The sequence below is a fragment of the Streptomyces sp. NPDC041124 genome, from assembly GCF_055592385.1.
This window is the reverse complement of record NZ_JBVIYR010000002.1, coordinates 142229-154698: the sequence shown is the minus strand read 5'-3', so window position 1 is coordinate 154698 and position 12470 is coordinate 142229. Positions and strand designations below refer to the sequence as shown.

The following is a 12470-nucleotide window of genomic DNA, read 5'->3' as shown; positions in this document are numbered from 1 at the left end:
TCTCAGCCCTCCGAAGGGGCGAGGCGCTGGAGCTCGGCCTCGGTCGACTTCAGCAGGTCGTTCCAGGACGCCTCGAACTTGTCGACGCCCTCGTCCTCCAGGAGCCGCACCACCTCGTCGTAGGAGATGCCGAGCGCCTCGACCGCGTCGAGGTCGGCGCGCGCCTGCTCGTAGGTGCCCGCGACGGCGTTGCCCCGGATCTCGCCCTGCTCCTCGGTGGCGGCCAGCGTCGCCTCCGGCATGGTGTTCACCGTGTTGGGCGCCACCAGCTCGTCCACGTACATCGTGGCCTTGTACGCCTTGTCCTTCACACCGGTCGACGCCCACAGCGGACGCTGCTTGTTGGCGCCCTCGCGCTCCAGCGCGGCCCAGCGGTCGGTGGCGAAGACCTCCTCGTACGCCTGGTAGGCCAGCCGGGCGTTGGCGATGGCGGCCTTGCCGCGCAGCGCCCTGGCCTCGTCGGTGCCGAGCGCGTCGATCCGCTTGTCGATCTCGGTGTCCACGCGGGACACGAAGAAGGACGCCACGGAGTGGATCTTCGACAGGTCCAGGCCGCGCTCCCTGGCCTTCTCCAGGCCGGTCAGGAAGGCGTCCATGACCTTGCGGTAGCGCTCCAGGGAGAAGATCAGCGTCACGTTGACGCTGATGCCCAGACCGATCGTCTCGGCGATCGCCGGGATGCCGGCCTCGGTCGCCGGGATCTTGATCAGCGTGTTGGGCCGGTCCACCAGCCAGGCCAGCTGCTTGGCCTCGGCGACCGTCGCGCGGGTGTCGTGCGCCAGGCGCGGGTCGACCTCGATCGAGACGCGGCCGTCGCGGCCGTCGGTGGCGTCGTAGACCGGGCGCAGGATGTCGGCGGCGTCCCGGACGTCCGCCGTGGTGATCATCCGGATGGCCTCTTCGACGGTGACCTTGCGGGCGGCGAGGTCGGTCAGCTGCGTGTCGTAGCCGTCGCCCTCGGAGATCGCCTTCTGGAAGATCGTCGGGTTGGTGGTGACGCCCACGACGTGCTGCTGGTCCATCAGCTCGGCGAGGTTGCCGGACGTGATCCGCTTGCGCGACAGGTCGTCCAGCCAGATCGCGACGCCCTCGTCGGAAAGGCGCTTCAGTGCGTCTGTCATGGGAATTCCATCTCCTACGTGTCGTATGTGAGCGTCAGCGCCGGGCCGCGGCGATCGATTCCCGGGCGGCGGCGGCCACGTTCTCGGCGGTGAAGCCGAACTCCTGGAACAGCACCTTGCCATCGGCGGAGGCACCGAAGTGCTCCAGGGAGACGATGCGGCCGGCGTCTCCGACGTACTTGTGCCAGGTGAGACCGATCCCCGCCTCGACGGCCACGCGCGCCTTCACGGAGGGCGGCAGGACGCTGTCCCGGTACCCCTGGTCCTGCTCCTCGAACCACTCCACGGACGGCATCGACACCACGCGCGTGGGCACACCGCCGGCCTGGAGCCGCTCCCGCGCCTCCACGGCGACGTGCACCTCGGAACCGGTCGCGATCAGCAGCACCTCGGGCTCGCCGCCCTCGGCCTCGAACAGCACGTAGCCGCCGCGCGCCGCGTCCTCGTTCGGCTCGTACGTCGGCACGCCCTGGCGGGTCAGCGCCAGACCGTGCGGGGTGCCCTTGCCGAACTCCTTCGTCCAGCGGGTGAGGATCTCCCGCCAGGCGATCGCGGTCTCGTTGGCGTCCGCCGGGCGGACGACGTTCAGGCCCGGGATGGCGCGCAGCGAGGCCAGGTGCTCGACCGGCTGGTGCGTCGGGCCGTCCTCGCCCAGGCCGATGGAGTCGTGCGTCCACACGTACGTCACCGGCAGGTGCATCAGCGCCGACAGCCGCACCGCGTTGCGCATGTAGTCGGAGAACACCAGGAAGGTGCCGGCGTAGATGCGGGTGTTGCCGTGCAGCGCGATGCCGTTCATCTCCGCGGCCATGGCGTGCTCGCGGATGCCGAAGTGGATCGTGCGGCCGTACGGGTCCGCCTCCGGCAGCGGGTTGCCCGCCGGGAGGAACGACGACGTCTTGTCGATCGTGGTGTTGTTGGAGCCCGCCAGGTCGGCCGAACCGCCCCACAGCTCCGGCACCACCGCGCCGAGCGCCTGGAGCACCTTGCCGGACGCGGCACGGGTGGCGACACCCTTGCCCGGCTCGAACACCGGGATGGAATCCTGCCAGCCCTTGGGCAGCTCGCCCGCGGCGATCCGGTCGTACTCGGCGGCGCGCTCGGGGTTGTTGTCCCGCCACTGCTGGTAGGACTTCTCCCACACGGCACGGGCCGCGCGGCCCCGCTCCAGCGCCCTGCGGGTGTGGCCGATGACCTCGTCGGTGACCTCGAAGGTCTGCTCCGGGTCGAAGCCGAGGACCCGCTTGGTGGCCGCGACCTCGTCGTCGCCCAGCGCCGAGCCGTGCGACGCCTCGGTGTTCTGCGCGTTCGGGGCGGGCCAGGCGATGATCGAGCGCAGGGCGATGAAGGACGGCTTGTCCGTGACCTTCTTCGCCTCCTGGATCGCGTCGTAGATCGCGTTCGGGTCCAGGTCGCCGTCCGGCTTGGGGGCGACCCGCTGCACGTGCCAGCCGTACGCCTCGTACCGCTTGAGGGTGTCCTCCGAGACGGCCGTCTCGGTGTCGCCCTCGATGGAGATGTGGTTGTCGTCCCACAGCAGCACCAGGTTGCCCAGCTTCTGGTGCCCGGCCATGGAGGACGCCTCGGCGGAGATGCCCTCCTGGAGGCAGCCGTCACCGGCGATGCAGTAGACGAAGTGGTCGAAGGGGGACTCGCCCTCGGCGGCCTCCGGGTCGAACAGGCCGCGCTCGTAGCGGGCGGCCATCGCCATGCCCACGGCGTTGGCGACACCCTGGCCCAGCGGGCCGGTCGTGGTCTCCACGCCCGTGGTGTGGCCGTACTCCGGGTGGCCCGGCGTCTTCGAACCCCAGGTGCGGAACGCCTTGAGGTCGTCCAGCTCCAGGCCGAAGCCGGCCAGGTACAGCTGGGTGTAGAGGGTCAGGGACGAGTGACCCGCGGACAGCACGAACCGGTCGCGCCCGACCCAGTCGGCGTCCGCCGGGTCGTGCCGCATCACCTTCTGGAAGAGGGTGTACGCGGCAGGCGCCAGGCTCATCGCCGTACCCGGATGGCCGTTACCGACCTTCTGTACGGCATCGGCGGCCAGGACGCGGGCGGTGTCGACGGCCCGCTGGTCCAACTCGGTCCACTCGAGGTCTGTGGTGGTCGGCTGTGTGCTCACCCTGAGTCAGGGCTCCTCTCCACATGCATTCGGACAGCCGGTGACTGCCCACCGGCGTGGTCGAGCCTACCCCCGTGGGACGTGCGGATTTCCGAGTCGTTCCAGAGTGCGGGCACTGCCGTGCATCCGCCTCCTGACTGGGAAGTTTCCGCATTCGGCAGATGAATACGGAGCCGCTCATCCGGGTGCTCAATCGAGCTTCGGGCCGCACCTCGGAGGGCGCGGCCCAACACGAGGCGACCCCCGCGGATGTCCGGGTCTGGGCAACGTCTAGAGTGGCGTGGTACGCGCGAGCCTTTACCGCCACTTCACCTGGGCAGGCTTGCTGGGATGTCTCTGTAGGGGTGTACGTGACGGCCGTTGAATCCCGTCCAGCGGGAGTGCTGGGTAGCAGTCAGAGCACCGCACATCGGCCGTTCGGGGCCCGTCTGATGGCCTTCGTGGCGCTCACCAAGCCGCGGATCATCGAACTGCTGCTCATCACCACCGTCCCGGTGATGTTCCTGGCGGAGCGGGGCGTGCCCGACCTGACGCTGGTGCTGCTGACCTGCGTCGGCGGCTACCTCTCCGCGGGCGGCGCCAACGCGCTGAACATGTACATCGACCGTGACATCGACGCGCTGATGGACCGCACCTCGCAGCGTCCCCTGGTGACCGGGATGGTCAGCCCGCGCGAGTGCCTCGCCTTCGGCATCACCCTGGCGGTCGTATCGACGCTGCTCTTCGGCCTCACCGTCAACTGGCTCTCGGCCTGGCTCTCCCTCGGCGCGCTCCTCTTCTACGTCGTCGTCTACACGATGATCCTCAAGCGGCGCACGTCGCAGAACATCGTCTGGGGCGGCATCGCCGGCTGCATGCCGGTACTCATCGGCTGGTCCGCGGTCACCAACTCGATGGCGTGGGCGCCGGTCATCCTCTTCCTCGTCATCTTCTTCTGGACGCCGCCGCACTACTGGCCGCTGTCCATGAAGGTGAAGGACGACTACGCGCGCGTCGGCGTGCCGATGCTGCCGGTCATCGCCGGCAACAAGGCGGTCGCCAAGCAGATCGTGCTCTACAGCTGGGTCATGGTCGGTGTGTCCCTGCTGCTCACCCCGCTCGGCTACACCGGCTGGTTCTACACGGCCGTCGCCCTCGCGGCGGGCGGATGGTGGCTGTGGGAGGCCCACGCGCTGCTGAACCGCGCGAAGGCCGAGGTGACCGGCGGCAAGCTCAAGGAGATGCGCCTCTTCCACTGGTCGATCACCTATGTGTCGCTGCTCTTCGTCGCCGTCGCCGTGGACCCGTTCCTGCGGTGACCACACCGGCTGAGGCACCGCCCGGGCGGGGTACGTGGTCAAGGCCACGGACCCCGCCCGTCGCCGTTCGATCTACCCGTCGGTAGCATCCTGTTCATGGCAGACACGCAGCAGGTGGACGCGAAGGCCGAGAAGAAGGCGGCACGGCTCGCCCAGCGGATCGGCGGCTTCGCCAAGGAGCACGGCGGTGCCGAGGGACAGGTCGCGTACCTCGGGGAGCGCGGAGCCCGGATCGTCCTCGTGGGCGAGGACGGCGCGTGGGGCGACGTCTTCGCCCCCACGATGGACATCGCCCGCAAGGCCGTCGAGAAGGCGGGCATCACCGTCCACGACGACTTCGACGGCGAGTTCGCCGCGAAGGTGAGGACGGGCCCGTACGAGTGGAGCCGGATGGCCGGGATCCAGGTCGGCGGCCCCTCCAACGGCTGAACAGGCCGAGGGCAGCACCTCCACCCCGGTTCACCCGTTAGGACCTGTAGGCAGTGACAGCGTCCACACGGGGAGCCCGGAGATGATCGACCCGCCGTCCCTCGTGGACCAGCACTGCCACGGCGTGCTCCGCACCGAGCTGGGCCTCGGCACCTTCGAGGCCCAGCTGGCCCGCACCGAGGGACCGCCCGCCCCCGGCACCACCCTGTTCGACACCCAGACCGGGTTCGCCGTACGCCGCTGGTGCCCGCCCCTGCTCGGCCTGGAGCCGCACTGCCCGCCCGCCCGGTATCTCGCCCGGCGCCGTGAACTGGGCGGGATCGAGGCCGGGCGCCGACTGCTGCGGGGCAGCGGCATCACCGCCTACCTCGTCGACACCGGCCTGCCCGGCGACCTCACCGGGCCCGGTGAGCTGGGCCGTGCGGGTGATGCGGAGGCGCACGAGATCGTCCGCCTCGAACAGCTCGCCGAACAGGTCGCCGACACCTCCGGCACCGTCGGCTCCTTCCTCGCCAACCTCGCCGAGTCCGTGCACGGTGCCGCCGCCCACGCGGTCGCCTTCACCTCCGTCGCCGGACTCCGGCACGGTCTGGCGCTCGCCCCCGAACCGCCGGGCCCCGGGGAGGTGCGCGGCGCGGCCGGACGCTGGCTGGCCGGGCGCCGGGCCGGGGACGAGCTGAGCGACCCGGTCCTGCTGCGGCACCTGCTGTGGATCGCGGTCGCCTCGGGCCTGCCCCTCCAGCTGCACGCCGGCCTCGGCGCGCCGGGCGCCCGCGTCGACCGCACCGACCCGGTCCTGCTGACCGACTTCGTGCGGGCGACCGCGGGACTGCGCACCGACCTCGTCCTGCTGCACGGCTACCCCTACCACCGGCACGCCGCCCACCTGGCCGGTGCCTTCCCGCACGTCTACGCCGACTGCGGGGCCGCCCTGGTGCGCACCGGCGCCCGTGCGGCGAGCGTCCTCGCGGAGGTGCTGGAACTCGCCCCCTTCGGCAAGATCCTCTTCTCCAGCGGCGCCCGCGGCCTGCCCGAGCTGCACGTGGTCGCCGCCCACCTGTTCCGCGAGGCGCTCGACCGGGTGCTCGGCACCTGGGTCACGGAGGGCGCGTGGTCCCTCCAGGACGCCCGGCGGGTGGCGGGCCTGATCGCCTCGGGCAACGCGGAGCGGGTGTACGGGCTGGGGTGACGCGGGAAAGACTGGGCGGATGCCGACCGACGCCCTGCTCGACCGCCTCCTGACCGCCATGACACCGCTCGCCCCCGTCGCCGTATGGGCGCACGGCTCACTGGCCGGGGGCGACTACGTGGAGGGCCGCAGCGACCTGGACCTGATCGCGGTCCTCGACCACCCGATCCCTCCGCGCACGGTGTGGCGGATCGCCCTGCTGCACACGCGGCTGCGCACCGCGCCGCTCGCGGGCCGGCTGCACTGCACCTACCTCACACCGCCGACCGCCGCGGACGCCGGGCGGCGCCACCTCACCTGGGCGCACCAGCAGCTGTTCCGGCGCCCGGTCACCCCGGTCACCCGCGCCGAGCTGCACACGTTCGGCCGAGTCCTCCACGGGGCCCCGCCCGCGGACGTGCTGCCGCCGGTGCCGGACGGTGAGCTCGCCGCGTTCGTGGTGCGCGACCAGCGCGACTACTGGCGGCGGGAAGTGGACCGGGCCACCAACTGGACGCAGGACGTGTGGGTCGACCTGGGCCTGCTGACCTTCGCCCGCGCCACCGTCACCCTGCGCGAGGGGCGCCTGATCTCCAAGCGGGAGGCCCTGGACGTACTGCCCGGCCTCGGCGCGCCCGGCGAGGTCGTCGCGGACATCCGGAGGCGGCGCTACGACGGGGCCCCGCCGCCCCGGGGGGAGTGGGTGCTGCGCAGGGCCCGGCTGACCCGGGACTACCTCGGGCCGGCGATCGACGCGCTGGTGGCGGGCTCCTGAGCCGGCAGCGCGGTCGGGTCCGCGGACAGCGCCGGGCGTTCGCGCAGGGACAGCAGGACCAGGAGCACCCAGATCCACATCACGCACGAGCCGAACATGTGGACGCCGACCAGGACCTCGGGGAGGTCGGTGAAGTACTGGACGTAGCCGATGGCGCCCTGGGCGAGCAGGATCAGGAACAGCTCGCGGGTGCGGGCCAGCGGGCCCTCGGGGGCGTCGACCGCCTTGAGGACGAACCACAGGGCGAACGTCAGCGTCACCACGATCCACGCCAGCACGGCGTGCAGCTTGCTGACCGTCTCCCAGTCCACCGGCATCCGCGCGACCTCGCTGGAGTCGCCGGCGTGCGGGCCGGCGCCGGTGACGACCGTGCCGACCGCGATCAGCAGCACGGAGGCGGCCACCAGGAACCACACCAGCTGCCGCACGGCCGTGCCGACCAGCGGGCGGGGCTCGCCGTCGCCCTCGCGGGTGCGCTGCCACATCACCGTCGCGACCGCGATCAGCGCCGAGGACAGCAGGAAGTGCGCCGCGACCGTGTACGGGTTGAGCCCGACGAGGACCACGATGCCGCCGAGGATCGCGTTGCCCATGACGATCCAGAACTGCGCCCAGCCCAGCCGGGTCAGGCTGCGCCGGAACGGCTTCTGCGAGCGCGCGGCGACGATCGCCCATCCGACGGCGGCACACAGCACGTACGTGAGCAGGCGGTTGCCGAACTCGATGACGCCGTGCAGGCCCATCTCACGGGTCGAGGTGATCGAGTCCTCGGTGCACTTGGGCCAGGTCGGGCAGCCCAGGCCGGACCCGGTGAGCCGGACGGCACCGCCGGTGACCACGATGACCACGGCCATGACGAGCGCGGCGAGGGCCGCCCGTCGGACGGTCCGGGGATCCGGGGTCCAGCGGGCGGCGATGAGGGCGAGGGGGGTGCGCCGGCTCGCAGGGGCGTCGGCGCGGGTCACGTTTGGCACGCGTCCCATCGTAAGGCGCCGCTTGTGCACGCTTTCACGAGGGTCGCCTCCGGGCACGCGACTACTCCCAGCGGAAGAACTTCCCGGCCGCCGCGAGCCCCGCGACCGCCCACACGGCGAGGACGCCGAGGTTGCCCCACGGCATTCCGGCCCCGTGCTGGAGCACGTCCCGCAGCCCTTCCGAGAGGGCCGAGATCGGCAGCAGGCCGAGCACGGCCTGGGCCGCGTCCGGGAACTTGTCGAGCGGGACGATCACCCCGCCGCCGACGAGCAGCAGCAGGAAGACCAGGTTGGCGGCGGCGAGCGTCGCCTCGGCCTTCAGGGTGCCGGCCATGAGCAGCCCGAGCCCCGAGAAGGCGGCCGTGCCGAGTACCAGCAGCAGGAACACGGAGACCGGGTCGCCCTGCGGGGACCAGCCGAGCGCCAGGGCGATCACCGTCACGAGGAGTACCTGGAGCACCTCGGTGACCAGCACCGACAGGGTCTTCGCGGTCATCAGCCCCCAGCGGGGCAGCGGGGACGAGGCCAGCCGCTTCAGCACGCCGTAGCGGCGTTCGAAACCGGTCGCGATGGCCTGCCCGGTGAACGCCGTCGACATCACCGCGAGCGCCAGGATGCCGGGGGCCAGGAAGTCCACCGCCTCGCCCTCGCCGAGGTCCACCACGTCCACGGTGCCGAACAGCACCAGCAGCAGCGTGGGGATGATCACGGTCAGCAGCAGCTGCTCGCCGTTGCGCAGCAGCATCTTCGTCTCGAGCACGGCCTGCGCCGCGATCATGCGGGTCAGGGGCGCCGCGCCCGGCTTCGGTGAGTAGGTGCCGGTGGCCGTCACGCGCGCAGCTCCTTGCCGGTGAGTTCCAGGAAGACGTCTTCGAGGGTGTGCCGCTCCACCGAGATCCGGTCCGGCATCACGCCGTGCTGCGCACACCAGGACGTCACCGTGGCGAGCAGCTGCGGCCCGACGTCGCCGACGACCCGGTACGTGCCCGAGGTCACCTCGGCGGCGGTGCAGCCGGAGGGCAGGGCCTTCAGCAGGGAGGCCACGTCCAGCCCCGGCCGCCCCGAGAAGCGGAGCGTGTTCTCGGCGCCGCCCCGGCACAGCTCCTCGGGGGAGCCCTGGGCGATCACCCGGCCGGCGTCGATGACCGCCACGTCGTCGGCGAGCTGCTCGGCCTCGTCCATGTAGTGGGTGGTGAGGATCACGGAGACGCCGTCGGCGCGCAGGTCCCGGACCAGGTCCCAGGTGGCGCGGCGGGCCTGCGGGTCGAGGCCGGCGGTCGGCTCGTCCAGGAACACCAGCTCGGGGCGCCCGACCACGGCCATGGCCAGCGCCAGCCGCTGCTGCTGGCCGCCGGAGAGCCGCCGGTAGGAGGTCCGGCCGCAGGAGCCGAGCCCCAGGCGCTCGATCAGCGCGTCCACGTCCAGCGGATGCGCGTGCAGCTTCGCCACGTGCCGGAGCATCTCGTCGGCCCGGGCGCCCGAGTAGACGCCGCCGGACTGGAGCATCACGCCGACCCGGGGGCGCAGCGCCGCCGACTCCCGCACCGGGTCGAGGCCCAGCACGCGTACGGTGCCGGAGTCCGGGCGCCGGTATCCCTCGCAGGTCTCGATCGTGGTCGTCTTGCCCGCCCCGTTCGGGCCGAGCACGGCGGTCACGCCCGGCCGGGCCAGCAGGTCGAGGCCGTCCACCGCGGTCTTCGTGCCGTACCGCTTCACCAGGGCCTGCACCTGGACCACGGGCTCACTTCGCATGGGACACGAGTCTAGGGAGACCGCCCGGGCCTCAGGCCGTGGGGTGCTGGAACTCCTCCTCACGGGGACGGTGCGTGCGCAGCCGGCCCTCGGCGCAGGCCACCGCGTCCGCCAGCGGGAACAGCCGGGCCCCGGCCGCCCTCACCGTGCCGCGTACGACGGGACGGTCGCGTTCGACGTCGTGCCCCAGCTCGTCGAAGCCCTCGGAGGCGGACTGTGCTCGCCCAGCCGGCAGTCGGTCGCGTGTCCCACCACTCGTGCGGCACCGGCGGGGCCTGCCGCAGCGCAGGGTCGGAGAGGCCGCCGGTCTGCGTGGGCACGACCAGTGTGCCGTCCGGGCCGAGCACGTCCAGGAGCGCCCGGACCACGGTGGCAGCGCTGCCGTTGACCCGGCCGAGGGGTTGGGCGAGGAGTGCGCGAGAAGGATCTCGCCCGGCCGGACACCGAGCGCGTCGAGCCGCGCCGTCAGGGAGCCGCGGGTGACGAGCGGGCCGGTCGGAACGGGTGCGGGCATGGTCAGGCAGGGTGCGGGAGCCGCCGCCGGGCGCCACCGATCTGATCGATCAGAGATCGTTTCCGCAGGTCGGATTAGGTTTACCTAAGTGACGTAGCGCACCGTGGGGCCGATCAAGCGCGGCTTGCCGGTCCCGGACGAATTACGCAACAATGGCGTTGTGAAAAACGTCGGCGAGGCTTCCCACGAGGAACTGGCAACCGGTGAGCGGTCCACCCGCAACCGCGTCGCCCGCTCCATCCTGGACCACGGCCCGTCGACCGTCGCCGAGCTGGCCGGGCGCCTCGGACTCACCCAGGCGGCCGTACGCCGGCACTTGGACACGCTGGCCGCCGACAACGTCGTGGAAGCCCGTGAGCGCCGGGTCTACGGCGCTCGCACGCGCGGGCGCCCGGCCAAGGTGTTCGCCCTGACGGACTGCGGACGGGACGCCTTCGACCAGTCGTACGACAAGCTGGCCGTGGACGCCCTGCGCTGGATCGGCGAGCGGGAGGGAGGCAGCGAGGCGATCGCCGCCTTCGCCCGCGCCCGGATCGCCGCCCAGGCGGACACCTACCGCAAGGCGGTCGAGGGCGTGGCCCCCGAGCAGCGGACGGAAGCGCTGGCCAGGGCCCTGAGCGCGGACGGGTACGCTGCAACCGCGCGCAGCGCACCGGTCGGCGAACAGCTCTGCCAGCACCACTGTCCGGTCGCCCACGCCGCCGAACAGTTCCCGCAGCTGTGCGAGGCCGAGACGGAATTCTTCGCCGAGCTGCTCGGTACACACGTACAGCGGCTGGCGACGATCGCGCACGGCGACGGCGTCTGCACGACGTTCATCCCCAAGATTTCCCACCACGCATCTGAAAGCACGTCCGGGAGGAACCCCGCATGACTCTCCCCACGGAGACTGCCCACCCCGAGCTGGAGGGTCTGGGCACCTACGAATACGGCTGGGCCGACCGTGACGAGGCCGGTGCGTCGGCGCGCCGCGGCCTGAACGAGGACGTCGTCCGGGACATCTCCGCGAAGAAGGACGAGCCGGAGTGGATGACCAAGCTCCGCCTCAAGGGGCTGCGCCTGTTCGAGAAGAAGCCCATGCCGAACTGGGGATCCGACCTCTCCGGCATCGACTTCGACAACATCAAGTACTTCGTGCGCTCCACGGAGAAGCAGGCCGAGTCCTGGGAGGACCTGCCCGAGGACATCAAGAACACCTACGACAAGCTGGGCATCCCGGAGGCCGAGAAGAAGCGCCTCGTCGCCGGTGTCGCCGCCCAGTACGAGTCGGAGGTCGTCTACCACCAGATCCGTGAGGACCTGGAGGAGCAGGGTGTCATCTTCCTCGACACCGACACGGCCCTGAAGGAGCACCCGGAGCTCTTCAAGGAGTACTTCGGCACGGTCATCCCCGTCGGCGACAACAAGTTCGCGTCGCTGAACTCCGCCGTGTGGTCGGGCGGCTCCTTCATCTACGTCCCGCCGGGCGTGCACGTCGAGATCCCGCTCCAGGCCTACTTCCGGATCAACACCGAGAACATGGGCCAGTTCGAGCGGACCCTGATCATCGTCGACGAGGGTGCCTACGTGCACTACGTCGAGGGCTGCACCGCGCCGATCTACAAGTCGGACTCGCTGCACTCCGCGGTCGTCGAGATCATCGTCAAGAAGAACGCCCGCTGCCGCTACACGACCATCCAGAACTGGTCGAACAACGTCTACAACCTGGTCACCAAGCGCGCCGTGGCCTACGAGGGCGCGACCATGGAGTGGGTCGACGGCAACATCGGCTCCAAGGTGACGATGAAGTACCCGGCCGTCTACCTCATGGGCGAGCACGCCAAGGGCGAGACGCTGTCCATCGCCTTCGCCGGCGAGGGCCAGCACCAGGACGCGGGCGCCAAGATGGTCCACATGGCCCCCAACACCTCGTCCAACATCGTCTCCAAGTCGGTGGCGCGCGGCGGCGGCCGCACCTCCTACCGCGGTCTGATCGAGATCGGCGAGGGCGCCCCGGGCGCCAAGTCCAACGTGCTGTGCGACGCGCTGCTCGTCGACACCATCTCCCGCTCGGACACCTACCCCTACGTGGACGTCCGCGAGGACGACGTGTCCATGGGCCACGAGGCGACCGTCTCCAAGGTCTCCGAGGACCAGCTCTTCTACCTGATGAGCCGCGGCCTGAGCGAGTTCGAGGCGATGGCGATGATCGTGCGCGGCTTCGTCGAGCCGATCGCCAAGGAACTGCCGATGGAGTACGCGCTGGAGCTCAACCGGCTGATCGAGCTGCAGATGGAAGGCGCGGTCGGCTGACACCGGCCCGGGGCGGCCACCGGCC

11 protein-coding genes and 1 pseudogene are annotated in these 12470 nt (G+C 71.2%); 6 read left to right on the top strand and 6 right to left on the bottom strand.

Annotated features, from left to right (window positions below; translation table 11 throughout):
- Nucleotides 1-2: 2 nt before the first annotated feature.
- Entirely contained in the window at nt 3-1121 is a 1119-nt protein-coding gene (gene tal / locus ACZ6A9_RS05105) for a transaldolase (protein ID WP_468978603.1), read from the bottom strand.
- 34 nt (nt 1122-1155) lie between these two features.
- Nucleotides 1156-3243, bottom strand: a complete 2088-nt coding sequence (gene tkt, locus ACZ6A9_RS05100) for a transketolase (RefSeq protein ID WP_468978598.1) — start codon at nt 3241-3243, stop codon at nt 1156-1158.
- A gap of 344 nt (nt 3244-3587) precedes the next feature.
- Between tkt and ACZ6A9_RS05095 the strand changes: the two genes are divergently transcribed.
- The 4 genes from ACZ6A9_RS05095 to ACZ6A9_RS05080 all read left to right on the top strand — a co-directional run bounded on the left by ACZ6A9_RS05095 (nt 3588) and on the right by ACZ6A9_RS05080 (nt 6913).
- Nucleotides 3588-4541, top strand: coding sequence for a heme o synthase (locus tag ACZ6A9_RS05095; protein WP_468978595.1), 954 nt, complete (start codon nt 3588-3590; stop codon nt 4539-4541).
- Between the two features lie 96 nt (nt 4542-4637).
- The gene (locus ACZ6A9_RS05090; protein WP_468978592.1) at nt 4638-4970 is read left to right on the top strand and encodes a hypothetical protein; all 333 of its coding nucleotides are present in this window, start codon (nt 4638-4640) and stop codon (nt 4968-4970) included.
- Between the two features lie 82 nt (nt 4971-5052).
- Nucleotides 5053-6159 (top strand): amidohydrolase family protein, encoded by a 1107-nt coding sequence (locus tag ACZ6A9_RS05085; protein ID WP_468978589.1) that lies wholly within the window; start codon nt 5053-5055, stop codon nt 6157-6159.
- A 19-nt stretch (nt 6160-6178) separates the two neighbouring features.
- Nucleotides 6179-6913 carry a nucleotidyltransferase gene (locus ACZ6A9_RS05080; protein WP_468978587.1) on the top strand — a complete coding sequence of 245 codons (735 nt, stop codon included), beginning with the start codon at nt 6179-6181 and terminating at the stop codon, nt 6911-6913.
- Here the strand turns inward: ACZ6A9_RS05080 and ACZ6A9_RS05075 are convergent.
- The 4 genes and pseudogenes from ACZ6A9_RS05075 to ACZ6A9_RS05060 all read right to left on the bottom strand — a co-directional run bounded on the left by ACZ6A9_RS05075 (nt 6871) and on the right by ACZ6A9_RS05060 (nt 10153).
- The gene (locus ACZ6A9_RS05075; RefSeq protein WP_468978584.1) at nt 6871-7896 is read right to left on the bottom strand and encodes a COX15/CtaA family protein; all 1026 of its coding nucleotides are present in this window, start codon (nt 7894-7896) and stop codon (nt 6871-6873) included. The two genes, ACZ6A9_RS05080 and ACZ6A9_RS05075, sit on opposite strands and share 43 nt — an antisense overlap.
- Before the next feature lie 52 nt (nt 7897-7948).
- Nucleotides 7949-8719 (bottom strand): ABC transporter permease, encoded by a 771-nt coding sequence (locus ACZ6A9_RS05070; RefSeq protein ID WP_468978582.1) that lies wholly within the window; start codon nt 8717-8719, stop codon nt 7949-7951.
- On the bottom strand, nt 8716-9639 hold the full coding sequence (locus tag ACZ6A9_RS05065) for an ABC transporter ATP-binding protein (protein ID WP_468978579.1): 924 nt from the start codon (nt 9637-9639) through the stop codon (nt 8716-8718). The genes ACZ6A9_RS05070 and ACZ6A9_RS05065 overlap by 4 nt, the downstream gene beginning before the upstream one ends.
- Nucleotides 9640-9670: 31 nt before the next feature.
- Nucleotides 9671-10153 (bottom strand): annotated as a pseudogene (locus ACZ6A9_RS05060) (AAC(3) family N-acetyltransferase).
- Nucleotides 10154-10313: 160 nt separating this feature from the next.
- Here ACZ6A9_RS05060 and ACZ6A9_RS05055 point away from each other — a divergent pair.
- Together ACZ6A9_RS05055 and sufB are read left to right on the top strand one after the other, a co-directional pair.
- Nucleotides 10314-11027 carry a helix-turn-helix transcriptional regulator gene (locus tag ACZ6A9_RS05055; protein WP_468978576.1) on the top strand — a complete coding sequence of 238 codons (714 nt, stop codon included), beginning with the start codon at nt 10314-10316 and terminating at the stop codon, nt 11025-11027.
- Complete coding sequence (gene sufB / locus ACZ6A9_RS05050; RefSeq protein WP_037938665.1) at nt 11024-12445, top strand: Fe-S cluster assembly protein SufB; 1422 nt, start codon at nt 11024-11026, stop codon at nt 12443-12445. The genes ACZ6A9_RS05055 and sufB overlap by 4 nt, the downstream gene beginning before the upstream one ends.
- Nucleotides 12446-12470 lie beyond the last annotated feature (25 nt).